General features: G+C 71.3%; 30 protein-coding genes and 1 pseudogene. 10 read left to right on the forward strand and 21 right to left on the reverse strand.

All coding sequences use genetic code 11. From position 1 onward, the window contains the following. From ABZ297_RS09350 to ABZ297_RS09360, 3 genes are all read right to left on the reverse strand, one after another. On the reverse strand, positions 1-208 hold a 208-nt coding region (locus ABZ297_RS09350; RefSeq protein WP_355341959.1), incomplete at its 3' end, for a DUF202 domain-containing protein. Further along, positions 150-479 (reverse strand): DUF202 domain-containing protein, encoded by a 330-nt coding sequence (locus tag ABZ297_RS09355; protein WP_355341962.1) that lies wholly within the window; start codon positions 477-479, stop codon positions 150-152. The genes ABZ297_RS09355 and ABZ297_RS09350, both read right to left, overlap by 59 nt. Positions 480-525: 46 nt before the next feature. Beyond that, entirely contained in the window at positions 526-906 is a 381-nt protein-coding gene (locus ABZ297_RS09360) for a hypothetical protein (protein WP_355341965.1), read from the reverse strand. A 190-nt stretch (positions 907-1,096) separates the two neighbouring features. Between ABZ297_RS09360 and ABZ297_RS09365 the strand changes: the two genes are divergently transcribed. Further along, entirely contained in the window at positions 1,097-1,261 is a 165-nt protein-coding gene (locus ABZ297_RS09365) for a UBP-type zinc finger domain-containing protein (RefSeq protein ID WP_355341968.1), read from the forward strand. On the opposite strand, the gene ABZ297_RS09370 is transcribed toward ABZ297_RS09365, so the two are convergent. Together ABZ297_RS09370 and ABZ297_RS09375 are read right to left on the reverse strand one after the other, a co-directional pair. After that, entirely contained in the window at positions 1,258-2,829 is a 1,572-nt protein-coding gene (locus ABZ297_RS09370; RefSeq protein ID WP_355341971.1) for a Na+/H+ antiporter, read from the reverse strand. The two genes, ABZ297_RS09365 and ABZ297_RS09370, sit on opposite strands and share 4 nt — an antisense overlap. Positions 2,830-3,009: 180 nt before the next feature. After that, positions 3,010-4,356, reverse strand: a complete 1,347-nt coding sequence (locus ABZ297_RS09375) for a hypothetical protein (protein WP_355341974.1) — start codon at positions 4,354-4,356, stop codon at positions 3,010-3,012. Positions 4,357-4,594: 238 nt separating this feature from the next. On the opposite strand from ABZ297_RS09375, the gene ABZ297_RS09380 reads away from it, so the two are divergent. Further along, on the forward strand, positions 4,595-6,565 hold the full coding sequence (locus ABZ297_RS09380; protein ID WP_355341977.1) for an ATP-dependent DNA helicase: 1,971 nt from the start codon (positions 4,595-4,597) through the stop codon (positions 6,563-6,565). 3 nt (positions 6,566-6,568) lie between these two features. On the opposite strand, the gene ABZ297_RS09385 is transcribed toward ABZ297_RS09380, so the two are convergent. From ABZ297_RS09385 to ABZ297_RS09425, 9 genes are all read right to left on the reverse strand, one after another. Then, positions 6,569-7,327 carry an SGNH/GDSL hydrolase family protein gene (locus ABZ297_RS09385; RefSeq protein WP_355341980.1) on the reverse strand — a complete coding sequence of 253 codons (759 nt, stop codon included), beginning with the start codon at positions 7,325-7,327 and terminating at the stop codon, positions 6,569-6,571. Continuing rightward, positions 7,324-7,782 (reverse strand): type II 3-dehydroquinate dehydratase, encoded by a 459-nt coding sequence (gene aroQ / locus ABZ297_RS09390; RefSeq protein ID WP_355341983.1) that lies wholly within the window; start codon positions 7,780-7,782, stop codon positions 7,324-7,326. The genes ABZ297_RS09385 and aroQ overlap by 4 nt, the downstream gene beginning before the upstream one ends. Continuing rightward, positions 7,779-8,855: a 3-dehydroquinate synthase gene (aroB, locus tag ABZ297_RS09395; protein WP_355341986.1), complete on the reverse strand. Its 1,077-nt coding sequence runs from the start codon at positions 8,853-8,855 to the stop codon at positions 7,779-7,781. Before aroB ends, aroQ begins: the two co-directional genes overlap by 4 nt. Beyond that, positions 8,852-9,352: a shikimate kinase gene (locus tag ABZ297_RS09400; protein ID WP_355341989.1), complete on the reverse strand. Its 501-nt coding sequence runs from the start codon at positions 9,350-9,352 to the stop codon at positions 8,852-8,854. Before ABZ297_RS09400 ends, aroB begins: the two co-directional genes overlap by 4 nt. Beyond that, positions 9,349-10,530, reverse strand: coding sequence for a chorismate synthase (gene aroC / locus ABZ297_RS09405; RefSeq protein WP_355341992.1), 1,182 nt, complete (start codon positions 10,528-10,530; stop codon positions 9,349-9,351). The genes ABZ297_RS09400 and aroC overlap by 4 nt, the downstream gene beginning before the upstream one ends. A 43-nt stretch (positions 10,531-10,573) precedes the next feature. Beyond that, a complete protein-coding gene (locus tag ABZ297_RS09410; RefSeq protein ID WP_355341995.1) occupies positions 10,574-11,215 on the reverse strand; it encodes an A24 family peptidase in 642 nt (213 codons plus the stop codon). 100 nt (positions 11,216-11,315) lie between these two features. After that, positions 11,316-11,843, reverse strand: coding sequence for an SseB family protein (locus tag ABZ297_RS09415; RefSeq protein ID WP_355341998.1), 528 nt, complete (start codon positions 11,841-11,843; stop codon positions 11,316-11,318). Positions 11,844-12,127: 284 nt separating this feature from the next. Beyond that, positions 12,128-12,718 carry a TetR/AcrR family transcriptional regulator gene (locus ABZ297_RS09420; RefSeq protein ID WP_355342001.1) on the reverse strand — a complete coding sequence of 197 codons (591 nt, stop codon included), beginning with the start codon at positions 12,716-12,718 and terminating at the stop codon, positions 12,128-12,130. Positions 12,719-12,783: 65 nt separating this feature from the next. Continuing rightward, positions 12,784-12,951: a hypothetical protein gene (locus ABZ297_RS09425; protein ID WP_355342004.1), complete on the reverse strand. Its 168-nt coding sequence runs from the start codon at positions 12,949-12,951 to the stop codon at positions 12,784-12,786. Here ABZ297_RS09425 and ABZ297_RS09430 point away from each other — a divergent pair. The 3 genes and pseudogenes from ABZ297_RS09430 to ABZ297_RS09440 form a co-directional block, all read left to right on the forward strand. Continuing rightward, positions 12,908-13,156: pseudogene (locus tag ABZ297_RS09430) on the forward strand (MFS transporter); the annotation flags it as partial. The gene ABZ297_RS09425 and the pseudogene ABZ297_RS09430 overlap by 44 nt on opposite strands. Before the next feature lie 100 nt (positions 13,157-13,256). Continuing rightward, entirely contained in the window at positions 13,257-13,775 is a 519-nt protein-coding gene (locus tag ABZ297_RS09435; protein WP_355342007.1) for an MFS transporter, read from the forward strand. A gap of 26 nt (positions 13,776-13,801) precedes the next feature. After that, positions 13,802-14,752, forward strand: coding sequence for an SDR family NAD(P)-dependent oxidoreductase (locus ABZ297_RS09440; RefSeq protein ID WP_355342246.1), 951 nt, complete (start codon positions 13,802-13,804; stop codon positions 14,750-14,752). 65 nt (positions 14,753-14,817) lie between these two features. Here the strand turns inward: ABZ297_RS09440 and ABZ297_RS09445 are convergent, their stop codons facing one another. After that, on the reverse strand, positions 14,818-16,026 hold the full coding sequence (locus ABZ297_RS09445) for a cytochrome P450 (protein WP_355342010.1): 1,209 nt from the start codon (positions 16,024-16,026) through the stop codon (positions 14,818-14,820). Between the two features lie 122 nt (positions 16,027-16,148). Here ABZ297_RS09445 and ABZ297_RS09450 point away from each other — a divergent pair, with 122 nt between their 5' ends. After that, positions 16,149-16,841, forward strand: coding sequence for a TetR/AcrR family transcriptional regulator (locus tag ABZ297_RS09450; protein ID WP_355342013.1), 693 nt, complete (start codon positions 16,149-16,151; stop codon positions 16,839-16,841). Positions 16,842-16,947: 106 nt separating this feature from the next. Here the strand turns inward: ABZ297_RS09450 and ABZ297_RS09455 are convergent, their stop codons facing one another. Continuing rightward, on the reverse strand, positions 16,948-18,057 hold the full coding sequence (locus ABZ297_RS09455) for a ring-opening amidohydrolase (protein WP_355342016.1): 1,110 nt from the start codon (positions 18,055-18,057) through the stop codon (positions 16,948-16,950). Between the two features lie 143 nt (positions 18,058-18,200). On the opposite strand from ABZ297_RS09455, the gene ABZ297_RS09460 reads away from it, so the two are divergent. Beyond that, positions 18,201-18,866: an alpha/beta hydrolase gene (locus ABZ297_RS09460; RefSeq protein ID WP_355342019.1), complete on the forward strand. Its 666-nt coding sequence runs from the start codon at positions 18,201-18,203 to the stop codon at positions 18,864-18,866. A 141-nt stretch (positions 18,867-19,007) separates the two neighbouring features. Continuing rightward, positions 19,008-20,105, forward strand: a complete 1,098-nt coding sequence (locus ABZ297_RS09465) for an FUSC family protein (RefSeq protein WP_355342022.1) — start codon at positions 19,008-19,010, stop codon at positions 20,103-20,105. 69 nt (positions 20,106-20,174) lie between these two features. On the opposite strand, the gene ABZ297_RS09470 is transcribed toward ABZ297_RS09465, so the two are convergent. Together ABZ297_RS09470 and ABZ297_RS09475 are read right to left on the reverse strand one after the other, a co-directional pair. Further along, positions 20,175-20,711: a carboxymuconolactone decarboxylase family protein gene (locus ABZ297_RS09470; protein WP_355342025.1), complete on the reverse strand. Its 537-nt coding sequence runs from the start codon at positions 20,709-20,711 to the stop codon at positions 20,175-20,177. Beyond that, entirely contained in the window at positions 20,708-21,259 is a 552-nt protein-coding gene (locus ABZ297_RS09475; RefSeq protein WP_355342028.1) for a peroxiredoxin, read from the reverse strand. The genes ABZ297_RS09470 and ABZ297_RS09475 overlap by 4 nt, the downstream gene beginning before the upstream one ends. Positions 21,260-21,348: 89 nt before the next feature. On the opposite strand from ABZ297_RS09475, the gene ABZ297_RS09480 reads away from it, so the two are divergent. Beyond that, complete coding sequence (locus ABZ297_RS09480; RefSeq protein ID WP_355342031.1) at positions 21,349-22,293, forward strand: LysR substrate-binding domain-containing protein; 945 nt, start codon at positions 21,349-21,351, stop codon at positions 22,291-22,293. 23 nt (positions 22,294-22,316) lie between these two features. Here the strand turns inward: ABZ297_RS09480 and ABZ297_RS09485 are convergent, their stop codons facing one another. Together ABZ297_RS09485 and ABZ297_RS09490 are read right to left on the reverse strand one after the other, a co-directional pair. After that, positions 22,317-22,445: a ribbon-helix-helix protein, CopG family gene (locus tag ABZ297_RS09485; protein WP_355342034.1), complete on the reverse strand. Its 129-nt coding sequence runs from the start codon at positions 22,443-22,445 to the stop codon at positions 22,317-22,319. A gap of 56 nt (positions 22,446-22,501) precedes the next feature. Then, on the reverse strand, positions 22,502-23,539 hold the full coding sequence (locus tag ABZ297_RS09490; protein ID WP_355342037.1) for an aldo/keto reductase: 1,038 nt from the start codon (positions 23,537-23,539) through the stop codon (positions 22,502-22,504). 82 nt (positions 23,540-23,621) lie between these two features. Here ABZ297_RS09490 and ABZ297_RS09495 point away from each other — a divergent pair, with 82 nt between their 5' ends. Next, a complete protein-coding gene (locus ABZ297_RS09495) occupies positions 23,622-24,188 on the forward strand; it encodes a helix-turn-helix domain-containing protein (protein ID WP_355342040.1) in 567 nt (188 codons plus the stop codon). Here the strand turns inward: ABZ297_RS09495 and ABZ297_RS09500 are convergent. Further along, entirely contained in the window at positions 24,166-25,335 is a 1,170-nt protein-coding gene (locus tag ABZ297_RS09500) for a pyridoxal phosphate-dependent aminotransferase (protein ID WP_355342043.1), read from the reverse strand. The genes ABZ297_RS09495 and ABZ297_RS09500 overlap by 23 nt on opposite strands. Positions 25,336-25,351: the final 16 nt, after the last annotated feature.

Genomic DNA, 25,351 nt, shown 5'->3' on the forward strand with positions numbered 1-25,351 from the left:
TGCCGCCGGTCGCCGTCGTCGGCAGGCCGTGGCGCAGCGACAGCCCGGCGGCGCCGAGCCCGCCCGTCGACAGGGCCACGGCGGTGCGGACCCAGGCGAGCCTGGTGCGCTCGCTCTGCAGGCCCGGGTCCCAGATCTCGTCGGACATCTCAGGCCGCACGGATGATGATGAGTACCAGGGCGATGATCGCGACCGCCGCGACGCCATAGCCGAACACCGCGGCGAGCGCGGGCGGCGGGAGCGGCGCCTGCTCACGCAGCGCTCGCTGGATGTTGCGCCAGCGCGGGTAGGCCATGCCCGCGGCCAGCGCGGACAGCGTGACCAGCACCACGGCCAGCGCGGTGCGGATCCACGGGACGAACACGTCTTCAGGCACCGCGGCGATGGCCACCCCGCCCGCGCTGAGCGCCAGCGCCGTGCTCAGCCAGGTGAGGAAGGTGCGCTCGTTGGCGAGGGTAAATCGAGGGTCCGGCTCCATAGGAAAAACGGTAATTCGTCCACTTTTCCCCTAGAGAAGCCGGGATTCAGCTCGCGCAGGCCTTGGCCACCTTCTCCAGGTAGGCGGCGGTCTCGGTGCCGACCTTCTGGGCCGAGTCGATGGCGTTGTTGACGTCGATCTCGCCCAACGTCCGGGCGAGGTCTTCGGAGGCCTGCTTGAGCGTGGTGTTGGCGGCCTTGTCGGCGACGTCGTTCAGCTTGGTGGCGGCGTCGTCGATGGCCTTGTCCATGGCCTTGGGGTCATCCTTGAGCTTGGTGATCTCCGCACCCAGCTGGGTGACGATCTTCGGAGCCTCCAGGCAGGCCTGGGCCTTGTCGATCGTGTTGTTGACCTCTCCGCATCCGGCGGCGAGGGTGAAAGCGGCAAAGGCGATGAGAGGGGCGAATCGGCGCGTCAGAGGACCCATGCCTGCGACCCTACCCAACGGTCCGCGCCGTGGGGCGGGCGCGCCGCGAGGGGTCCGGCCGGGTCGGAGCGCACGTTCTGGTTCTAGGATTTCGTTCATGGCAACTTGTGAGCATCTTCTCCAAGCAGACGACCCTCTGGCACGGACGCCTGAGGGGTGCGAGGAGTGCCTCGCCAGCGGGAGCCGGTGGGTGCACCTTCGCCGCTGCCTGGAATGCGGACATATCGGCTGCTGCGACTCCTCGCCCAACAAACACGCCACCAAGCACTTCCACGCCACGGCCCACCCGGTGATCCAGTCGTTCGAGCCGGGCGAGGACTGGCGGTGGTGCTACCCGGACAACCTCATGGGCTAGCGCTCCAGGATGGCCTCCTCGAAGTCGAGCTGGGCCATCACCTCGCGGAGCACCTCGTCGTCCAACCGGCGCTCGTCGCGCAGCCGGACGAACACCTCGCGCTCGGCCTGCAGCATGTCGCGGCGCAGGCGACGGTAGAGGGCGCTGGGCGTCTCGGCGCCGCCATGCCCGGTGCCGCCGCCCAGGCGCTCCCAGGCGGTCAGCGAGCGGCGCCAGGACTTCTCCCTGAGCTGGTCGATGACCTGCTTCTGGATCTCGTCCGGCTCGCCCTCCAGCTCCACGAGCCGGTCGAGCACCTCCAGCCCCGCCGCCAGCGCGGCCTGCTGTGCGGACGCCTCGGCCAGGTTGTCCTGGTAACGCTCCTGCTCGCTCGACACGTGCAGCCGCCTGATCAGCGTGGGGAACGTGGTGCCCTGCACGAGCAGGGTGCCGATCACCGTGGTGAAGGTCAGGAACAGCAGCATCGGCTTGCCCGGCACGGCGTCGGGGATCGCGAACGCCGCCGCCAGCGACACCACCCCGCGCATGCCCGCCCAGCTCAGCACCGCCACCTGCTGCGGCGTGGGCGGCGGGCCCTTCCTGTCGAGCATTCTCAGCAGGTACGTGACGGGGAAGATCCACACGAACCTCGACAGCACCGTCACGAGGAAGACGATCAGCGCGTAACCGGCGACCTCCCAGGCGCCGTACCCGGTGATCCCCCGCATGACGGGCACGAGCTGCAGCCCGATCAGCGCGAAGACGATCGTCTCCAGGAAGAAGTCGGTCACCTTCCACACCGCGTCGGACACCAGCCGCGTGCCGAACCCGCGCAAGTGCATCCGGTGCCCCAGGTAGAGCCCGACGATCACCACCGAGATCACCCCTGACGCGTGCACCGACTCCGCCGCCAGGTACGCCCCGAACGGGATCAGCAGCATCAGCGTGTTCTCCACCAGCGAGTCGCGGGTGCGCTGGAACACCCACGCCAGCGCGACCGCCAGCACCAGCCCGATCACCACGCCGCCGGCCGCCGAGTACACGAACTCGCCGATCCCGTGCATCAGGTCGATCGCCTCGCCCGTCGCCGCGCCGATCGCCACCCGGTACGCGGTCAGCGCGGTGGCGTCGTTGAACAGGCTCTCGCCGATCAGGATCGTCAGCGGCCTGCGCGGCAGCCCGAGCCGCCTGCCGACCGCGACCGCGGCCACCGCGTCGGGCGGCGCGATGATGGCGCCCAGCGCGAACGCCGCGGCCAGCGGCAGCTCCGGCAGCAGCAGGTGCACGACCCCACCGACGACCGCCGCGGTGAACAGCACCAGCCCGATCGACAGCAGCGCCACGGCCCGCTTGACGTCACGCAGCCGCAGGTAGGAGCTGTCGAGCGCGGCCGAGTAGAGCAGCGGCGGCAGGAACACGAACAGCACCAGCTTCGAGTCGAGCTGCACGAACGGCACCAGGGGCGAGGCCACCAACCCGGCGGCCACCAGCAGCAGCGGCGCGGGCCAGCCCTTCCGCCTGGCCACGGCCGCGACCGCGATCGCTCCGGCCGTCACCAGCAGCAGTTGCAGGCCCAGGATCGAGTTCACCGGCTCTCCTTCGCCTCAGCGCGGGCGCGTGACAGCCCGCTCCTGATGACATCCTGGCAGCGACGGGAGACCCTGGGCGAGGCCGTCCAGCAGCCGGAACGCCGGCCGGGATGCTGCTCGGCGGCAACGCGGGCCGGGGCGTCCGGCTTCCCGGGTTCGCTGGAGGCGAACCCGGGGCGATCACCACTCCCGGCGGTCGCTCCTGTCGTCGTACTGCTGCTCGGGGCGGAGCCGCTCGCCGGTGGTGAACATCGGGTCGTGCACGTACGGCCGGGAGAGGTGCGGCTCGGACGGCGGCTGCTGCTGGTACGGCTGCGGCTGGTTGGTGCCGAGGGCGAGCAGCGGGTCCACCGGGTTGGGCGCGGGGGCGGGGTAGGAGTCCTGGCCGGAGTAGTGGTCCTGGCCGGAGTAGTGGTCCTGGCCCGGGTACCGCTCGGCGGGCTGGTCCTGGCCGGGGTAACGGTCGTGGGGTTGGTCCTGGGCGGGGTAACGGTCCTGGCCCGGGTAGCGGTCGGCCGCCTGGCGCCTGCCGGCGCCCGGGATGCCGTGCATCGGGGTGCCGAGCCCGGCCGCGCCCTGCCCGCCTCCGCCGCTGTGCGCCGGGGTTCCTGCCACGCCGCCGCCGTGGGTGGGCCTGTGCTGGTAGCCCTGGTCGCCGTACGGGTCGGGCCGCTGGCCGTAGTAGTCGGCCTTGGGCTGCGGATAGGTGTCGGCCGGCGGGTAGGGGTCGGCTTCCGGGGAGCGGAAGCCGAACGGGTCGGTCGTGTGCGGCGGCGCCGGCTGACGGCGGTCACCGGGCAGCTGGTAGACGGGCTCGGCGCCGGTCACCGGCTCGGCGTACTGCGGGGAGACGACGTACTGGGGGCCGGTGAACGGCTCCTGGGCGGCGGGCTCGGTGTACTGCGGGCCCGAGTAGGGGTCGCCGGAGCCCGGCTCGACGTACTGGGGGCCGGTGAACGGGGGCCGCTCGGCGTACGCCTGGGGCGCCTGGGCCTGGGCCTCACGTGCCGCCGCCAGGTCTCCGTACTGCGGGGGCTGGGCCTCGCGCTGCGCCGCCGGGTCGCCGTACTGCGGGGCCTGGCCGTCGCGCGGCACGGTCGACTCGCCGTACGAGGCCACCAGCTTGTCCTGGCGGGCCGGGGTGCCCCTGGCCACCAGGACGTCGTTGGGTGAGAGCGCGGCGGTGGGCCGCTCGTCGGGCTGGTGCTGCGGCTGCTGGTGGACCGGCTGGAGCGGCTGGTGCTGCGGCCGGTGATACTGGCCGGTGCCCGGGATGACCTCGGTGCCGGGGTCGTGCGCGGGCACGGCGGGCTGCTCGCCGGTGGCCTCGGCGTAGCCGTCGTCGAGGGTGTCGAGCAACCGGCCGACGTCGTCCATCGGCATGCGGAAGCTCGCGGTGCACATCTCCCCTCGCCACAGGCTCAGGACCAGGGTGCCTTCGTGCCAGGTGACCCGGAGACACCGCTCCTGACCTCGGGCATCGAAGAACACTTCGCCGAACGACGGCAACGGGACAACTTCCGACATGAGGCCCATACTGCTTTAACCAGCCTTAATCGTCCACTCAACCCCGGCAGACTCAACTGAACCGGCTTTCGCTTCCTCACCGCGAAACCCCAGGAAGATCTTCCTTGACCTGCCGGAGTTCCGGTCGCAAGTGTGCCACGGCAGCCGCCGGAGGAGTTCTGGAACGCCGGGATGCGTCCGGGCGATCACACGGCGTCTCGGCGCGGCGGACCCCCGATTGCCGGTACCGTTGACGGCTGTGCCGGACTCCCATCTCCCACCAGTCGAGGACCTGCTCAGCGTCGCGGTGAACGCCGTCGGCGGGAGCGAACGGCAGGGCCAGATCACCATGGTCAAGGCCGTCCAGCGGGCCATCGACGAAGAGGAGCACCTGGCGGTCCAGGCCGGCACCGGCACCGGCAAGTCGCTCGCCTACCTGGTCCCGTCGATCAGGCACGCGATGGCCAGCGACACCACGGTCGTGGTCTCCACCGCCACCATCGCGCTGCAACGCCAGCTCGTCGACCGCGACCTGCCCAGGCTGGCCGAGGCGCTGTCCAAGGAGCTGCCGCACGAGCCGTCGTTCGCGATACTCAAGGGCCGGCGCAACTACCTGTGCCGCTACAAGGCGACCGCGGGCTGGCCCGAGGAGGACGAGCAGGACCAGCTCTTCGACCCGCGCGAGGTCAGCGCCACCGGGCGGATGGTGCAGCGCATCCAGGAGTGGGCCGAGGAGACCGAGACGGGCGACCGCGACGAGCTGGTGCCCGGGGTCAGCGAGCAGGCCTGGCGGCAGTTCTCGGTGAGCGCCCAGGAGTGCCTCGGAGCCGCCCGCTGCCCGAGCGGGGCCGAGTGCTTCGCCGAGCTGGCCAGGGCCCGCGCCGGAGAGTCCGACGTGGTGGTCACCAACCACGCGCTGCTCGCGATCGACGCGATGGGCGACATCCCCGTGCTGCCCGAGCACGACATGGTGGTCGTCGACGAGGCGCACGAGCTGGTCGACCGGGTCACGTCCGTCGCCACCGGCGAGCTGTCGGAGGGCTCGGTGGCGCTGGCCGTACGCAGGGTGGGCCGCCTGATCGAGCAGCCCATCGCCGACCAGCTCATGGAGGCAGGGGAAGACCTGAAGGCGCTGCTCGCCGCCGCCCCCGACGGCCGCATCGACGAGCTGCCCCAGGTGCTCGGCCTCACCCTGGCCCTCATCCGCGACACCTCGGCACGCTGCGTCACCGCGCTCGGCCCGCGCGGCGCCGACAAGGACGACCCCGACAGGGCCGGCCAGCGCAAGGCGGCCTTCACGGCGCTCGACGAGGTGCACGACGCGGCGGTGCGCATGCTGGAGGCGTACGGGCACGCCTCCGAGGCCGACAGGGCCGAGGTGGTGTGGCTGGAGGCCGGCACCGACCGCCGCCCGCCCATGCTGCGCGTCGCCCCGCTGAACGTCGGCGGCATGCTCCGCGACAAGCTCTTCGGCGAGCGCACCGTGGTGCTCACCTCGGCCACGCTCGCGCTGGGCGGCACCTTCGACGGCATGGCCAGGCAGTGGGGCCTCGGCGAGAAGGGCTGGCAGGGCATCGACGTCGGCTCCCCGTTCGACCATCCCCGCGCCGGCATCCTCTACGTCGCCAAGCACCTGCCGCAGCCCGGCCGCGACGGCCTGCCGCAGCAGTACCTGGACGAGATCGTCGAGCTCATCGAGGCCGCGGGCGGCCGGACTCTCGGCCTGTTCTCCTCCATGAGAGCGGCCAAGGCCGCCACCGAAGCCCTGCGCGACCGGCTCACCGTGCCGCTGCTCTGCCAGGGCGACGACTCGACGATGCTGCTGGTCAAGCAGTTCGCCGAGGACGAATCGACCTGCCTGTTCGGCACCCTGTCGCTCTGGCAGGGCGTGGACGTTCCAGGGCCGTCGCTGCGGCTGGTCATCATCGACCGTGTCCCGTTCCCCCGCCCCGACGACCCTCTGACCTCCGCCAGGCAGCGCCACGTGGCGGCCAAGGGCGGCAACGGCTTCATGACGGTGGCCGCCACCCACGCGGCCCTCCTCCTGGCCCAGGGCACCGGCCGGCTCCTGCGCGCCCAGCATGACAAGGGCGTCATCGCCGTCCTCGACCCGCGCCTGGCCACCGCCCGCTACAGCGGCTTCCTGCTCGGCTCCCTGCCCCCGTTCTGGCGCACGACCGACCCGGCGATCCCCCGCGCGGCACTCAAGCGCCTCACCACGGAAGACTGACGCTCAGACACCCCAGGGAGACAGGTCCGGACGCTTGGGGGCCAGGCCGTCGCCCGAGGACGTGCCACGCAGGCGACGGGCCACCCACGGCACCAGGTGCTCGCGGATCCACTGCGCGTCCTCGCGGCGCTTGGCCCGCGGGTCGACGGTGCGGTCGGGCCAGACCTGGTGCCAGTCGTCGAACGGCACACCCAGCACGTCCAGGACACGGGCGGCGACCAGGCGGTGGCCGTCCTCGTTCATGTGCAGGCGGTCCTCGCTCCACGCCCGCCAGTCGCGCAGCCCCTGCATGGACCACTGGTCGACCAGCCGGCACCCGTACAGGTCGGCGATCGAGCGGACGTGCAGGTAGAAGATCGCGAACCGGCCGCGCAGGCGTCGCATGAGTGGCGTGTCGCGCGGGTCGACGCCGGTGAACAGCAGCACGTCGGCGCCGGTGGCCCGCAGCCCGCGCACGGCCCGCGCGAGCGACTTCGCCAGCACGTCGGGGTCGCAGCCCGGCCGCAGCAGGTCGTTGCCCCCGGCGCAGAGGCTCACCAGGTCGGGGGCCATCTCGACGGCGGCGGGCACCTGCTCGGCGACGATCTGGGCGAGCAGCTTGCCGCGCACGGCCAGGTTCGCGTAGCGGAACGCGGGATCGTCGGCGGCGAGCCGCTCGGCCACCCGGTCGGCCCAGCCCCGGTAGCGGCCGTTCGAACCGGGGTCGTTCAGCCCTTCCGTGAAGCTGTCGCCCAGCGCGACGAAGGAGCCGTAACGCTTCATGACCCGCCGTTCGTCTCCGTTTTCAGATCCGTGTTCATCTCTGCGATGGCCCGCAACGCCAGAACATAGGAGCGCAGCCCGAAGCCCGCGATGGTGCCCGTCGCCACCCCGGCGACGACCGAGTTGTGGCGGAACTCCTCGCGCGCGGCCGGGTTGGAGATGTGCACCTCGACCAGGGGCGCCGTGCGCTGGGCGATGGCGTCGCGCAGCGCGTAGGAGTAGTGGGTGAACGCGGCCGGGTTGAGCACGACAGGGATGCGCCCGTCGGCGGCCTCGTGCAGCCAGCCGATCATCTCGGCCTCGTCGTCGGTCTGCCGCACCTCGACGTGCTCGCCCAACTCGCGGCCGGTGGCCTGGCACAGCGCGGTGAGGTCGGCGAAGGTCTCGGCGCCGTAGATGCTGGGCTCGCGGGTGCCGAGCCGCTTCAGGTTGGGCCCGTTGAGCACCAGGATCATCGGGAGATCTCCTTGTAGGCGGCCTCGAGCAGCTCCTCCGACGGGTCTTCCAGGCGGGCCGGCTTGGCCAGACCGTCGAGGACCACGAACCGCTGCTTGGCGCCGCGGTTCTTCTTGTCGAGCCGCATGTGCTCACGCAGCTGCGGCCAGGCGTCGGCGCGGTACGCGGTGGGCAGCCCCACTGACGTGAGGATGGACCTGGTGCGCTCGACGAGGTCGGGCCCGACGCGGCCGTCGAGCCGCGACAGTTCGGCGGCGTAGACCATGCCGATGGCGATCGCCTCGCCGTGGCGCATGCGGTACTGCTCGGCCCGCTCGATGGCGTGCCCGAGCGTGTGCCCGTAGTTGAGGATCTCGCGCAGCCCGGTCTCGCGCAGGTCGGCGCCCACGACGTCGGCCTTGATCCGGATCTTGCGCTCGATCAGCTCGCGGGTGTGCGCGCCCTCCGGCCTGGTGGCGGCCTCGGGGTCGTCCTCGATGAGGGTGAGGATGGTCGGGTCGGCGATGAAACCGCCCTTGATGATCTCGGCGAGCCCGGCCACGTAGTCGGACTTCGGCACGCTGGGCAGCGTGGCGAGGTCGCAGAGGACCCCGGCGGGCGGCAGGAACGTGCCGACGAGGTTCTTGCCCTCGGGCGTGTCGATGCCGTTCTTGCCGCCGACCGCGGCGTCGACCATGGCCAGCAGCGTCGTCGGGACGAGCGCGACCTGCACGCCGCGCAGCCAGGTGCCCGCGACGAACCCCGCCAGGTCGGTGGTGGCACCGCCGCCCACGCCGACGACGGCGTCGGAACGGGTGACGCCGTAGCGGCCGAACGCGGACCAGAGCTGGGCCGCCACCTCGACGCTCTTGGCCTGCTCGCCGTCGGGCACGGGCAGCGCCACCACGTCGTACCCGGCGCTGGACAGCGCCTCGCAGACCGGACGGGCGATCTCGGGCAGGCTCGCCGGGTGGACGACCGCGACCGTGCGCACACCGGGCTTCAGCAACCCGGCCAGCTCGCCGAGCACGCCGGCGCCGACCACCACGTCGTACGGGCTGGCGCCGCCCACGGTGATCCTCGTCACGGTCATGACCCCAGCCCCTCGATGATCTCCTCGGCGAGCTCCGCCGGCTCGCGCTTGTCGGTGACGACGGTCAGCACGGCCAGCCGCTCGTAGATCGGACGGCGCTCCTCCATCAGCTTCTTCAGTTGGCTGCGCGGGTTGAGCACGAGCAGCGGCCTGGCCGCGGCGAGGCCCACCCGCTGCACCGCGTCGGCCAGGCCGACCTGCAGGTAGACGACGGGCTGGCCGTCGAGCAGCGCCTGCGTCTCAGGATTGAGCACGGCCCCGCCGCCGAGCGACAGGACACCGTCGTGCTCGGCCAGCGCCTGCCGCACGGCCTGCTGTTCCAGCTCGCGGAAGCGGGCCTCGCCGTCCTCGACGAAGATGTCGCTGACGGGCTTGCCCGCGACGGCCTCAACGTCGGCGTCGGTGTCGCGGAAGGCGACGCCGAGCCGCTCGGCCAGCAGGTGGCCGAGCGTGGTCTTGCCGGACCCGGGCGGGCCGATGAGCACGGCCTTGATCATTTGATCACCATGGAAGAGACGTAGCCGGACAGGTTGCGGACGACTTCCTCGACGGAGTCGCCGCCGAACTTCTCGAGCGCGGCGTCGGCCAACGTCAGCGCGACCATCGCCTCCGCCACGACGCCCGCGGCCGGGACCGCGCAGACGTCGGAGCGCTCGTGGTGGGCCGTGGCCGCCTCGCCGGTCTTGACGTCGATCGTGGCCAGGGCCCTGGGCACGGTCGAGATCGGCTTCATGGCGGCGCTGACCCGGAGGATCTCGCCGTTGGTCATACCGCCCTCGACGCCGCCCGCGCGGTTGGTGATGCGCCTGACGCCCTCGTCGGTGACGTACTCGATCTCGTCGTGCGCCCGCGAGCCGGGCCGGCGGGCGGTCTCGAAGCCGTCGCCGACCGCGACGCCCTTGATCGCCTGGATGCCCATGAGCGCCGCGGCGAGCCGGGAGTCGAGGCGGCGGTCCCAGTGCGTGTAGCTGCCGAGGCCGGGCGGCAGGCCGTAGGCGAGCACCTCGACGACGCCGCCGAGTGTGTCGCCGTCCTTGTGCGCCTTGTCGATCTCGGCGACCATGGCGGCGCTGCCCTCGGGGTCGGCGCACCTGACCGGGTCGGCGTCGATGCGGGGCAGGTCGTCGGGGCCCGGCAGGTTCTCCGTGGGAGTCTGCGCCCCGCCGATGGACACCACGTGGCTGACGATGTCGACGCCGAGCGCCTGCTTGAGGAAGCGCCTGGCGACCTCGCCGAGCGCGACGCGGGCCGCCGTCTCGCGGGCGCTCGCCCGGTCGAGCACCTGGCGGGCGTCGTCGAATCCGTACTTCTGCATGCCGGCGAGGTCGGCGTGCCCTGGACGGGGGCGCGACCGCGGCGCGTTCCGCGCCAGCCCCTCCAGCTCGGCCGGGTCGACCGGGTCGGCCGCCATGACCTTCTCCCACTTGGGCCATTCGGTGTTGCCGATGCGGATCGCCACCGGGCTGCCCATGGTGCGGCCGTGGCGGACGCCGCCGACGACCGTCACCTCGTCCTGCTCGAACTTCATCCGGGCGCCGCGGCCGTAACCGAGACGGCGGCGGCGCAGCGCCTCGTCGATGGCGGCCGTGGTCACCTCGACTCCGGCGGGCAGGCCCTCCAGAATGGCGACGAGTTCGGGGCCGTGGGACTCTCCGGCGGTCAACCAGCGCAACATGCGTACAAGTCTTCCACGTGCGGCCTAGTGGGATGGCCGCCGTTCACCAGCCGAGACAGAGCCCGGCCAGCGCGCCAATCAGCATGAAAGGCCCGAAAGGAAACTGCGTCTCCCGCGTGCCGCGCCCGGTCACCAGCAGGCCGACGGCGTAGAGCGCGCCCAGGAGCTGCCCGCCGAGGGCGGCCAGCACCCACGCCTGCCAGCCCGCCGCGGCCGTCGCCAGGCCGATCAGCCCGGCGAGCTTGACATCGCCGAACCCCATCGCGGCGGGCCTGACGAACCAGAGCACCCCGTAGAGCACGGCCAGCGCCAGCCCGCCGAGCAGGGCCCTGGGCAGCTCGCCCGTCGGGATCAGGGTGAGCGCCAGGATCGGGTAGGACGGCAGGGTGATCGCGTCGGGCAGCCTCGTGGTGCGCCAGTCGATGATCGCGAGCGCTGTTCCCGCGACGGCGAAGTACAGGTACGGCAGCCCCACCCGCCACGTCACCAGGGCGGCGACCGCGGCCGTGAGCAGCTCGATCACGGGCGGCCAGGCGGGAAACGGCGGCGTGCGCAGGACCGTCTTCAGGGCCTGGCGGGCCTCCGCGCGGGTGTCTGGAGGATCCTCCTGGCCGAAGGCTCCGGCCAGGGCCCTGACGTAACGTCCGGCGACCAGGCCGAGCAGCGCCACCAGTGCAACCACCACGTGCCGACCCTAGTCCGGCCGTCGGGGAACGGGGGCGCGTTTCGCCGTCAGCGTCGCGCCGGCCTCGCCCGCCGACCGCGCCGTCCCGACGTGCTCGCCGTCAGCGTCGCGAGAACCAGCGGCGTTTGCGGGCGGGTTCGACGCGGGCCACGGTCACGCCGGCGAGCCGGTCGAGCGTGCCGGATTCGACGGCCGCCAGCGCCGCCAGGACGTCCCCCTCGATCACGAACGGCACCGGCCCCGCGACGTCCACGACGACGGCGGCGGCCTGCTCGTTCACCGCGGCCTGGCAGACCTGGAGCGTGCTCGCCTGGATCGGCCGGGCGTCAGGACGCCACCTGACCAGCGCCTCGGTGCCGGTGAAGGCGAGCACCGCCTGCCTGCCGTCCTTGCCGACGAGCTTGGGCAGCGCCATCTCGCTCTCCTTCTCCTGGCGCAGCCCGTGCTCCCCCACCTCCGACTCGGTCAGCAGCGCGACCACGGGCACCAGCAGCCGGGCGCCGCTGAGCGCGGTCAGCACGTCGGTGGCGTCTGCCGTGCCGTCCTGGTAGGAGGCGAGAGCGGCGGCGACGGCGGGCGCGGCGCTGCCGTCGTCGTGCGGATCGAGTGGCTGTGGAATGGTCGGCACAACGCCCGAGACTACCCACGCCCCAGGGCGGCTAGACCAGCCAACCCCGATTGCGTGTGCGCGGGCAGACGCCGCTCGGCGCGCGCCTTCGGGAGTCAGTCGCGGGGACCGCAGTAGCCGAGGCGGCCGCGGGTGACGCCGAGGAGCACCCGACCAGGCCAGTCCTGGCGAGCGTGCCGGATGAACGCGGCATACGCCGTCGCTCTGCTGCGGTGTGCCCATGGCACTGCCCACGGCATCACTGGCTTCAGCGCGGCGGGCGAGTCGGCCAGGTGGGGGCTTGGTCAGGCTTGTTTGGGTGACTCGGGCCAGCCGGATCCGAGGAGGTCGAAGATGGCGTTCAGCGCGGCCAGGGGGTCGGGTTCCGTGCCCGCGAGCTCGGGGATCTCCAGGACATAGCGGGCGAGAGCGCGGACGGTCATGTCGGAGGAGTCGCGGCCGCTCTCGGCGGCGATCGCCTCGGCCAGGGATCCCTCGCTGGCTATCCACAGCTTGCGTGAGTATTCCCGCAGGGCGGGCGTGCTGACGATCAGGTCGCGCTTGCTCCGCAGTTCGGGCGGGAGATCGTTGGTGAAGGGTCCCCGGGCTGCCATGCAGCGGCGCAGGGCTTCCAGCACTGACTGGCCGGGGGGCCGGTCGCGGACCGCGGCGACCAGCCAGAGGCGTCGTTCGGCGCCGTCGTCGAAGATCAGCGCTTCCTTGCCGTCCGGCACGTGCGCGAACAGGGTGGCGATGGAGACGTCCGCCTCGTCGGCGATCTGGGCGACGGTGACGCCGTCGTACCCGTGCTCGCTGAACAGCCGCAACGCGGCCTCCGACAACGCCTGGCGGGTCTGGGCCTTCTTGCGCTCGCGGCGCCCCATCGTCGTTGGCATGTCCCCATCGTATCCGGAATCCGGAACCCATCTGAATCTATAGTGGTTATAGTTTCTGAGTCAGTTCAGATTTCTGGTGAATGGAGATGCGTCATGGCAACCCCGGCAACCGTCGGCCCGCCGACGATCGCGTCCGCTCGGCGCATGTGGGCGATCTTGGGGTTGGTGCTGCTCGCCGACGCCCTCGACATGATCGACGCCACGGTCACCAACATCGCCGCGCCCACGATCACCGCCGAGTTGCACGGCGACGAGGGCCTGATCAAGTGGCTCGGGTCGGCCTACATGCTCGCGATGGGCGTCCTGCTCGTGGTCGGCGGGCGACTGGGCGACAAGTACGGCCAGCGCAGACTGTTCCTCATCGGCATGAGCGGCTTCACGATCGCCTCGGCCGTGGCGGGACTGTCGCCCGACCCCGCTCTGCTGATCCTCGCCCGCGGCGCACAGGGTGCGTTCGGCGCGCTCTTGATCCCGCAAGGCATGGCGATCATGACAAAGACGCGCCACCACCGGGCTGGTCTACGTCCTCTCCCTGTTCATGCAGCAAGGGCTGCACGCCTCGGCCCGGGACGCCGCCCTGGGTCTGCTGCCGATGACCGTCGGCATCATCGTGGCCTCGGGAGCATGCATGGCGCTGATCAAGAAGCTGGGCCGCACCCTGATCTTCCTCGGCCTGGCCGTCATCCTGATCGGCTGCGGCTGGCTGCTCGTCCTGGTCACAGCCTCCGGCACGGACCTGAGCCTATGGGCCCTCGCGCCAGCCGTCTTCCTCACCGGCCTGGGGATGGGCGCCTGCTACGCAACGATCTTCGACGTCGCGATCGGCGACATCGATCCCGACGAGGCCGGCAGCGCCAGCGGCTCCCTGTCGGCCATCCAGCAACTGGCGGCCGGTATCGGCTCGGCCGCCGTCACCTCGGTCTTCTTCCAGTCGGCCGGCTCCGGCTTCGGCCCCGCCATGACGACCAGCCTCATCGTCGTCGTAGCCCTCACCGCCATCACCGTCCCGGCCGTGACCCTGATGCCCAGACGAGCACCAGAAGAACTCCAGCACTGACCAGTCATCGACGTAAGGAGCGGGACATGTCCTCCCTCCACAACCCACCCCCCTGGGACGTACGACGCCTACCGCGCGCCGAGGGAAAGAACTTCCTCGTCACCGGCGGCAACGCGGGCATCGGCTACTTCGTCGCCGAACAACTCGCCGGCACCGGCGCCACCGTCATCCTCGCCGGCCGTGACACCGCCAAGGCCGAAGCCGCGCAGGTCGCGATCCGCGCCCGCATCCCCGGCGCACACGTCCGTCACATCCGCCTCGATCTCGCCGACCTCTCCTCGCTCAAAGCTTCCGCGGACGCCCTGAGACTGGACAGACTGGACGCGATCGTCTGCAACGCCGGAGTGCTGCTCGACCAGCCGCCACGGCGCGAGACCAACGACGGCCACGAGCTGATGTTCGCCACCAACCATCTGGGGCACTTCGCGCTGATCTCGTGGCTCACACCCCTGCTGACAGCCACACCCGCGAGCCGCGTCGTCACCACCGGCAGCTTCACGGCAAAGTCCGAGAACCTGGACCTTGACGATCTCCAGAGCACGCGCGACTACCGGCCGAAACGCACCTACGCACGATCCAAACTCGCGCAGATGCTCATCGGCTTCGAACTCGACCGCCGCCTGCGCGCCGCCGCCAGCACGACGCTGAGCGTGATCACCCACCCCGGCGGCGCACTCGACTCCCTCACCCCCTCACGCCCGCCGGTCCACCTCCGAACCACCGGCGAACGACTGCGCGGCCTGCCGGCCGGCCTCCTCCTGCAAAGCAAGGAGGCCGCCGCCTGGCCCGCCGTCCGGGCGGTCCTCGACCCGTCCGTACGCGGCGGCCAGCTTTGGGGGCCTCGGATATTCGGAATCCGCGGCCTGCCCACCCTCGAACCCATCCAAGGCCACCTGGCCGACACCGCACTCGCCGCACGCCTGTGGACCGCCACCGCCAGCCTGACCGGCCTCGATCCAAGCTCGAATCTCAGGTGAGCGATGGGTCGCGGCCATCGCCCCCGGCTCCGGCTGTCGCTCGTGGATGCCCATCCCCGGCCGTCTCAGGACCAGGTGACCGGCAGCGATTGCACGCCGAAGATGAGCATCTCGTTGCGTACCGGCACCTGCGCGGCCGGCACCGCCAGGCGCAAGTCCGGCAGACGGGAGATCAGTTCGCCCAGCCCTATCCGCATCTCGATCCGGGCCAGCTGCTGACCCAGGCACTGGTGAACCCCGTGCCCGAAGGCCAGGTGCGGAGTACGCGGGCGGTGCAGGTCGAGCGCGTCGGGATCGGGCCAATGTCGCGGGTCCCGGTTGACCTGGGGCGTGGCGATCACGACGGTCGCGCCGGTCGGGATGTCCACACCGCCCAGCGTCACCGGCTCCATGCTGACCCGGCTCACCCCGAGCTGGATGATCGACAGGAACCGCAGCAGCTCCTCCACCGCGTTGTCGATCAGGCCCGGATCGGCACGCAGCGCCACGAGCTGGTCGGGATGCTCCAGCAGCGCGAACGTGCCCAGACCCAGCATGTTCGCGGTGGTCTCATGGCCCGCGTTGAGCAGGAGGAGTGCGACATCGACCAGCTGCGCGTCCGTCAGGGGCGACTCGGCGTCGTGAATGAGCCCGGACAGCAGGTCATCGGCGGGGTTCGAGCGCTTGCCGGCCACCAGCCGCCGCATGAACGCAGACAGCCCGGCGCGCGCCACGGCAAGCTCCTCCGGGGTCGAGTTCGCGCTCAGCCCAACCGCCGTACGTTCCTGGAACTCCGCACGGTCGGCGTAGTCCACGCCCAGCAACTCGCAGATGACCAGCGACGGCAGCGGCAACGCGAACGCCGGCACCAGATCGGCCTTCGTGCCCGCCGCCTTCATCGCCTCGATGTGCTCGACCGCGATCTCCCTCACCCGCGACTCCAGCTCCCGCATCCGCCGCACCGTGAACTGACCCATCAGCAACCGCCGCAACCGGGTGTGCTCCGGCGGGTCCATGAAGACGAAGATCCCGTCCTCCCGCTCCGCCACCTCCACCTTCGGCGGCTGCCGCGACGTCGCGTCCCGATGGCGCACCTTGTCGGCGCTGAAACGCGCGTCCGACAACACCGTACGGGCCTCCTCGAACCCCGTCACCAGCCACGCCCGCGCGCCATTGAGCAGATCCAGCGGCCGGACCGCGCCCTCCCCCCGCAGCCCCGGCGGCGGATCGAACGGGTTGCGCCTCCGTTCCACCATGTCCACCGGCAGGATCCGCCGCATCGCCGTGGTGCTCACGCTTGGAGACTTCTCGGTCAAGCTGTTGTCGGCCATCAGCACGTCCTGCTCTCGAAGGGGCCTTAGAGTACGCGACCGTATCTAACGGTGGACACCGTAAGTCACTGCGATAAGATACGCAAGTGGACCGTAAGCACGAGCGGATCGCGGGTGAGCGCGAAGGGATCGGGGCGCAGGCGGCGGAACGTCGTACCGACGACGGCACGACCCGCGACAGCAGCGCATCCCGTCGACGCGGCCCCAAACTCCAGGACGCGATCCTCAACGCCGCGTGGGACGTACTGGTCGAGCACGGATATCACGGCTTCACCTACGAAGCGATCGCCGCCCGCGCCGGCACGAGTCGTCCCGTTCTCTACCGGCGCTGGCCCCAGCGCGACGACCTGCTGCTGGCCACTCTCACCAAGTTCTGGCAGCCGATCGCGGTGCCCGACACCGGCAGCCTCCGCGACGACGCGATCGGCTTCCTGCGCAACGCCGACGCTGACCGCGCAGGCATGATCACATTGATGAGCGTGCAGCTGGTGGGCTACTTCCGCGACACCGGTACCAGCCTCAGCGACCTACGCGACACCCTCCTTACGCCGGACCAGCCGACCGCCTTCGAAACGATCGTCACCCGCGCGGTCGAGCGCGGCGAGCTGCCCGAAGTGCCGCGCTCGACCCGCATGGTGAACCTGCCGTTGGACCTGCTGCGCCACGACATGCTCATGACGATGCGCGCGGTACCGAACGAGTCGATCGTCGAGATCGTGGACGAGGTGTGGCTGCCGCTGCTGGGGGTGCCTGCGACCCCGACGCCGGACTGGCCCTGATCAAAGCGGCGGCCGTGCTGCAAGAGGCCGCCAAGGAAGCCCACGGGTTGCGCGCGATGGGCGAGCCGTTGACCTGGCCTTTGTTCGTTGGGGTGGTGTGGTCTAGCTAGCCGTTCCGCTCGGCGAGGTCGGCGATGGCCGCGACCGGGCCGCCGCCCGAGGGGCCCTGGTGGACGGCCGCCACCGAGACGAAGACCGCCGGGTCGCCCGTGACCGCCGCGGCCACGCCGCCCACGGTCGCCTTGATCTGGCGGTGCCAGTGCACATCGGAGTCGTCCAGCATGATGGTGCGCCTGCCCCTGACCCGGCCCGACGGGTCGGCCTCGCACTTCATGAAGACGTTCACCAGGCGGTCGCCGAGGTCCGACGGGTGCGGCCGGTCGGGCAGCGGCAGGCCGGAGTCGCGGATGGCCTCCCAGATGCCGTCGGCGTCCAGCGCGTCCCGCATGACGCTGTGCCCGATGCGGTAGCGCCCGCCGATGCCGCGGACGTTGCCCGCCAGCACGATCTGCGCGCGGTCCAGCTCCACCCCCGACGAGCAGGAGGCCACCGACGAGTACAGGGACAGGTCCTTGTGGATCTGCTCGGCGCGCGGCATGGCGATCTCGCCGAGCGCGACGGCGACGCCGAGCGCGGTGGTGGAGTTCGACAGGTCCATCGACGGGCCTGTCTCCTCGATCGCGGTGTCCTTCCCCCTGCTCCTGGCGTCGGTGATGGTGGCCAGCGTGAGCAGCGGCGTCTTGGTCTGGACGTAGTGGACGTCGCGCGGGTCGTCGATCCCGGCGGCCTTCATGGCCTCGCGCACCCCGGCCGCCACCTTCTCCACCATGGCCGGGCGGCCGATGTCCTCGGGCAGGATGACGTCGCTCATCGCGACCCCGACCGACACGCGCGGCTCGTCGGTGGCGGGCGCCAGCGACGGCTCGACGGTGGCGAAGACGGTGGCGTGCGGGCTGAGCACCCCGTCGGTACCGCCGGACCAGACCAGCGGGACGGTGCCCGGCGCGGGATGCCCCCTGGAGGCCAGCACCTCGCGGAACGCCCGGTCGGCCAGGATGCGGGTGTAGTCGTTGACGCCGCCGTTGCCCTCGGTCTTGCCGATCACCGCGAGCACCCGGCGCGCCTCGATCACGCCGTCGTCGATGAGCCGCTCCAGGCCGGAGGCGTCGGTCACGCTCTCGATGGGGATCTTCCGCACTTCCACCGGATCCGGCATGTCGCGTCCCTTTCCCTGTGTGCTGCCTCTCGAAATGCTGCCAGGCCGCCGTCCACATGCACGGTATTCACGGCTGCGACCGCGTTTCACGGGCAATGTCTGCCAACGTCGGGCGTGTCGCTGAAGGTAGGGTCGCCTCTGTGATGCGCGAAGCAGGAGTCAACGGGATAAAGATCGCTTATCGCGAGGAGGGTGATCCTGGCGCTCCCACGCTGGTCCTCTTGCACGGACGGACCGCCGACCACAACGACTGGAACGGCATCACCCAGCACTTCGCCGCCCGTTACCACGTCCTGGCGCCCGACCTGCGCGGCCACGGCGCGAGCGAGCGGCCCGGCGAGTACCCCGTTCCCGGCATGGCCGAGGACGTGGCCGCCCTGCTCGGCCGGCTCGGCGTCGAGCGGGCGGTCCTGGTCGGGCACTCGCTGGGCGCGATGGTCGCGTACCTGGTGGCCATGAACCATCCGGGCCTGGTCGAGCGGCTCGTCCTGGAGGACCCCGTCCCGCCGCGGCCGCTGGAGGGCCGCCCGCCGATCGAGGAGGACGGCTCGACCGCCTTCGACTGGCGGATGGTGCACGACACGGAACGGCAGTTTCTCCAGCCCGACCCCGCGTGGCTGGCGGGGCTGGCGACGATCACGGCGCCGACGCTGGTGCTGTCAGGCGGGCCGCTGAGCCCGTTCAGGGCGGACGAGATGGCGGAACTGATCCCGGGCGCGCAGCTCGTCACGATCGACGTGGGCCACCTGATCCACGTCTCGGCGCGCGAGGCGTTCAAGCGGGCCGTCGACGACTTCCTCGGCACCTGACGACCACGCCTCGAACCCCCCGACCGGGCGCGGGGCACCCGCGGCACGGCCAGGTTCGGGTAGACGGCCGAGGCAGGATCCCGCCGAACCGAATCAGGGCAATGTGACCCTAATGTCACAAAGATCCGCCAGGGTAGAACGGTGCGAACGAAGCTCAGCGATCATGTACGGGACCGGCTGGGCACGTTCGGGCTCATGGCGCCGTCCATCGCTCAGTGCGCGGTCGGCGCGGCCCTGGCCTGGACCGTCGCGATCCAGCTGCTCGGCCACGCCCGCCCCTTCTTCGCCCCGATAGCCGTGCTGATCTGCGTCGGGGTCGGGCTCGGGCAGCGCCTGCGCAGGGCGGCCGAGCTGGTGGTGGGCGTCAGCCTGGGAGTCGGCGTGGGCGACCTGCTCGTCTCCTGGATCGGGTCGGGGGCCTGGCAGATCGCGCTGGTGGTCGCGCTGGCGATGGCCACCGCGGTGCTGCTCGACAGCGGCGCGCTCTTCGTGGCGCAGGCGGGCTCGTCGGCCGTGCTGGTCGCGGCGCTCCTCCCTGCCAGCGGCGGCGGAGGCCTGGACCGGATGGCGGACGCGCTCACCGGCGGCGTCATCGGCATCGCCGCGGTCGCGCTGCTCCCCGCCAGCCCGCTCTCCATCGCGGCCAAGCACCTCTCCGGCGTCCTCGACGCGCTGTCCACCGTGCTGGAGCAGGCCGCGGAGGCGATCGACAGGCGCGACGTCGAGGTGGCCGCCGAAGCGTTGGAGGAGGCGCGCAGCACGCAGGGGGCCGTCGAGGAGTTCGAGCGGGCGCTGGAGACCAGCAAGGAGATCATCATGATCTCGCCGTTGCACTGGCACCGGCGGACCAGGCTCGCCAGGTACGAGACGGCCGCGGTGCCCGTGGACCTGGCGCTGCGCAACGCCCGGGTGCTGAGCCGGCGCACGCTGGCGGCGCTGGGCGAGGCGAACCCGCCGCCGACCGCGCTGGCGGAGGCGCTGCGCGAAGTCTCGGAGGCGGCGCTGCTGCTCCAGCTCGAACTCGCGGCGGGACGGGAGCCCGCGCTGGCCCGTCAGGCGCTGCTGGCCGTGGCCGCGAGGGAGCGGCCCGAGCGGCTCGGGTTCTCCGCCCACGTGATCACCGCGCAGCTCCGCTCGATCGTCGTGGACCTGCTCCAGGCGACCGGCCTGGACTACGACGCCGCGGCGGCCACCCTCACCCCGCTGGACGCGCCGAGCGACGAGAACGCACCCGGCTGACCTGCGCGGACGCGGGTGGCGTCAGACGGTTGGAGGCGGGCGTAGGTTGCGCCCGCCTCCGGCGGGAGGTCAGACCGCGACCAGGGCGGCCTCGGCCTCGAGGGTCGCGGCGGTGGCGTTGACCACCGCCGCCACCCGCAGCGCCTCCTGGATCTGCTCGCGCGACAAGCCCGCGCCACGCAGGACCTGCTCGTGCGACTCCAGGCAACGCCCGCAGCCGTTGATCGCGGAGACCGCCAGGCACCACAGCTCGAAGTCCGTCTTGTCGACGCCCGGGTTGCCGATGACGGTCATCCTGAGCTTGGCCGGGAGCGTCGCGTAGGCGTCGTCGCCGATGAGGTGCGTCGCCCGGTAGTAGACGTTGTTCATCGCCATGATCGAGGCGGCCGCCTTGGCGGCGGTGAACGCCTCGGCCGACAGGTTCGCGGTGGCGTCCGCGGAGATCTCCGCGATGACCCGCGCCGACCGGGTGGTCAGCGCGCACGCCAGCAGCGCACCCCACAACTGCTGGTCGGTCAGCGACGAGGTGGTCGTGACGGAGCCGAGGTTGAGGCGGGTGTCCTTGGCGTAGCCGGGCAGGGCGTCCTTGAGGTTGCCGATGCTCACTGCGCCAGCAGCTTCTGCGCGTCGAGGGTGGACTCGCCCTTGTTCCAGTTGCACGGGCACAGCTCGTCGGACTGCAGGGCGTCGAGGACCCGCAGGACCTCCTTGACGTTGCGGCCGACGGAACCCGCGGTGACCATGGTGAACTGGATCTCGTTGTTCTGGTCCACGATGAAGGTGGCGCGCTGGGCGACGCCGTCCTTGCCGAGCACACCGCACGCCTCCGACAGCTCGCGCTTGATGTCGCTCAGCATCGGGAACGGCAGGTCACGCAGGTCGTCGTGGTTCTTGCGCCACGCGTGGTGGACGAACTCGGAGTCGACGGAGACGCCGAGCACCTGGGCGTCGCGGTCGGCGAACTCGTCGTTGAGACGGCCGAACTCGGCGATCTCGGTCGGGCAGACGAACGTGAAGTCCTTCGGCCAGAAGAACACCACGCGCCACTTGCCCTCGTAGGTCTTGTGGTTGATCTCCGCGAACGCCTTCTCGGGGTCGAGGTCGACGCAGGCGGTCAGTTCGTACTCGGGGAAGTGGTCACCGACGGTGAGCAAGTGCTTTCTCCTTCATGGTTGGTCGGGGGCCTAAGCCTTTCGCACGTAGCATTGATTCGAGAAATCGAGCAGTCTCAATAATCCGAGAGGTGATCCCTATCAGTGAGCCGATGCCCTCGCTGGCTCAGCTGCGCTCCTTCCTGGCCGTGGCGGAGCACCTCCATTTCAGGGAGGCGGCCACCACGCTCCGGATGAGCCAGCCGACCCTGTCGGGGAACATCGCGGCGCTGGAGGAGGTTCTCGACAGCCAGCTGCTGGAGCGGACCACCCGCAAGGTCCTGCTCACCCCGGCGGGCGAGCGGGTGGCCGAGCACGCCGGCCGGGTGCTCGCGGCGGTGGAGGCCCTGATGGGCGAGGTGGCGCAGAACCGCGACCCGTTCAGCGGCCCGGCCCACCTGGGCGTGATCCCGACCGTCGCGCCGTACGTGCTGCCCGCGCTGCTGCCGATGTTCGCCCGCCGCTTCCCGCACCTCAAACTGACCGTGCACGAGGCGAAGACCGACCGGATCCTGGAGGAGGTGCGCGAGGGACGGCTCGACATGGCGCTGCTCGCGCTGCCCACGGACACGTCCGGGCTGGTCGAGGAGCCGCTGTACGACGAGGACTTCCTGCTGGCCCTCCCCCACGACCACCCGCTGGCGGGCGATGACGCCCCGATCGGCCGCGACGCGCTCAAGGGCCTCGACATCGTGCTGCTCAACCAGGGCCACTGCCTGCGCGAGCAGGCCATCGACGTGTGCCGCGAGGTGGGCGCCCGCGCCACCGCCGCCACGTACGCGACCAGCCTGCCGACGCTGGTGCAGCTCGTCGCGGGCGGCCTCGGGGTGACACTGGTGCCGGAGTCGGCGGTGCCCGTGGAGACGGGCAAGCGCGCCCGGCTGGCGCTGCGGCGCTTCGCCTCCCCGGCGCCGGGCCGCACGATCGGCCTGGCCTACCGCGCCTCCTCGGCCCGTGCGCCGGAGCACGCGCAACTCGCCAAGGCGATCAGGAGCGCGATACGCCAGCGCAGGCTGCCGGTCAAGGTCGTGTCCTGACCGCGCGAGGCACGGCGGCCGGCTCACCGGAGGCCGCGCCGGGCGAGGTACTCGTCGACGGCGGCCAGCACGATCTCCTGCATGCTGCACCCCTCGATCTCGGCGCGCTCACGGACGCCCTCCATCAGCTCCGCGCTCAGGCGAATCGTCACGGGCAACGCCTCCCAGCAGAGATCGGCACCGACCTCCGGTCACACACAGTTTAGAGTCAACCACGCATCGCGACGGACCGTGCCGGAGTGAGGTGGAAGAAGCTGCCATCCCTGGGCCCCTGGGCGGGGCGGGAGATTTCCTCCAGGCGGGCGGTCGCCTCCTCGGGGAGGGCGAGGTCGAAGGCCGCCAGGTTGGCGCGCAGCTGGTCCACCGAGCGCGGGCCGACGAGCACCGAGGTGACGCCGGGACGTCCCGACACCCACGACAGCGCCACCTCGGCGGGCGAGGCGCCCACCTGGGCGGCCACCTCGGCCACCTGGTCGGCGATGTCCAGGTTCCGCTCGGTGAGCAGCGACTCCGCCCACCTACGGCCGCCCGGCATGGACATCGACATGAGCCTGCCCATCCTGCTGTCGGGGTCGGGGGCGGCGTCACGCCGGTAGCGGCCGGAAAGGACGCCGCCGCCGAGCGTGCCGTACACGACCGCGCCGAGCCCGTGCCGCTCACAGGCGGGCAGGATCTCCTCCTCGATCACCCGCATGAGCAGCGAGTACTGCGGCTGGAGGCTGACGAACGGGGTGCCGCCGGCGCGGGCCGCCGCCCACTGCGACTCGACGATCTGCGTCGCGCTGAAGTTGGAGCAGCCGAGATAGCGGACCTTGCCCGCGCGGACGAAGCCGTCGAGCGTGGCCATCGTCTCCTCGATCGGCGTGCCGGGGTCCCACTGGTGGCACTGGTACAGGTCGATGTAGTCGGTGCCGAGGCGGCGCAGGCTGGCCTCCAGCGCCCTGGTCAGGTGGCGGCGCGACAGGCCGCGCCCCTCGGAGCCCACCGGCATGGCCCCCTTGGTGGCCAGCACGACCGCCTCGCGCCTGCCGCGCAGCGCCCTGCCGACGATCTCCTCGGTCTCGCCGCCGTGGTAGAGGTCGGCAGTGTCGACGAAGGTGCCGCCGGAGTCGAGGAAGGCGTCGATGATCCGCCCGGCCTCGCTCTCGTCGCTGGCGGCCAGGCCGGTGCGGGTGCCGAAGTTCAAGGTGCCCAGGCAGGCTCTGGAGACGCGCAGCCCGGAGTTGCCCATGGTCACGTAGTCCACGAAAGACCCCTAGTATCGGAATGGGTGTTCCGGTTGGAACATACGGAACATCTGTTCCGGTTGTCAACGTGGAGGGAGCCGCATGCGCGCAGACGCGCAGCGCAACCGCGCCCGGGTACTGGAGGCGGCCGAGGTGGTGCTGGCCCGCGACGGCCTGTCGGCGTCCATGCGCGCCATCGCGGAGCTGGCCGGGGTCGGCGTCGGGACGATCTACCGCCAGTTCCCCACCAAGGAGGCCCTCTACCAGGCGATCGTGATCGACCGCGTGCTGCGGCTGGCCGAACGCGCCGAGCAGCTGGCGACCGCGCCCGACCCCGGCGAGGCACTGTTCGAGTTCTTCGACAGGATCGTGGTGGACGCGACGGCCAAGAAGGTCTTCGTCGACGCCCTGGCCGGCGCCGGCATCGACGCGAAGGCGGGCATGCCGGACCTCAAGGGCGCGATCGAGACCCTGCTGGTCCGCGCCCAGCAGGCCGGCGCGGTGCGCCCGGATGTGGGCATGACGGAGCTGATCGCCCTGCTCAGCGCGGCCTGCCTGGCCGCGCAGCACAACAACTGGGACGACGACCTGCGCACCAGGACGCTGACGGTCGTCTTCGACGGCCTTTCGGGCGGGAAGCCGCCGCTCAGCCCGACGACAGGCGCTTGAGCCTGGTCACCGCCTCGTCGATGACCTCGTCCTTCTTGCAGAACGCGAACCGGACGAAGTGGCTGCCACGCTCGGCGTGGTCGTAGAAGACCTGCGTCGGGATGGCCACCACACCCGCCAGCTCCGGCAGGCGGCGGGTGAGTTCGAGCCCGTCGGTGAAGCCGAGCGGGCGGATGTCGGTCTGGACGAAGTACGTGCCGGCGGGCCCGAACACCTCGAACCCGGCCGCGACCAGGCCCTCCATCAGCCGGTCGCGCTTGTCCTGCAGGCCGGCGCGCAGCGCGGAGACCCAGTCGAGCTCGTGGCGCAGGCCGTAGGCGACCGCGAGCTGCCAGGGGGCACTGGCGGTGAAGGTGAGGAACTGCTTGACCGTCTGCACCGCGGTCACCAGCGGCGCGGGCGCGCACACCCAGCCGGTCTTCCAGCCGGTGACGGAGAACGTCTTGCCCGCCGAAGAGATCATCACGGTGCGCTCGCGCATGCCGGGCAGCGTGGCCAGCGGGACGTGCTCGACGCCGTCGAACGTCAGGTGCTCGTACACCTCGTCGGTGATCGCGGTGAGCCCGTACTCCTGGCAGAGCGCGGCGATGACGGCCAGTTCGTCGCGGGTGAAGACGGTGCCGGTGGGGTTGTGCGGGGAGTTGACCAGGATCGCCCGCGTACGGGGGGTGACGGCGGCGCGCAACTCGTCGGGGTCGAAGGTGAACCGGCCCTCGACGGGCCGCAGCGTCACCGCCACCAGCCGCGCCTGGGCCAGCGCGATGGAGGCGGCGTACGAGTCGTAGTACGGCTCGAAGGCGATCACCTCGTCACCCGGCTCGCACAACGCCAGCACGGCGGCCGCGATCGCCTCGGTCGCGCCGACCGTCACCAGCACCTCGCCGTTCGCCTCGTAGTCGAGCCCGTAGTGCGCGGAGCGGTGCTCGGCGACCGCCTGCCGCAGCTCCAGCAGGCCGGGGCCCGGCGGGTACTGGTTGGCCCCGGACGTGATCGCCTGAACGGCGCGGTCGAGCATCGCGGCGGGCCCATCGGTGTCGGGGAAGCCCTGCCCGAGGTTGATCGCCCCGGTCTGCACGGCGAGCGCGCTCATCTCCGCGAAAATCGTCGTGCCGAAAGCGCGCATCCGAGAAACAAGTGGTTCGCTCACGCACCCACACTATTAG

It is taken from the genome of Nonomuraea sp. NPDC005983, from assembly GCF_040614375.1.
Taxonomy (GTDB): domain Bacteria; phylum Actinomycetota; class Actinomycetes; order Streptosporangiales; family Streptosporangiaceae; genus Nonomuraea.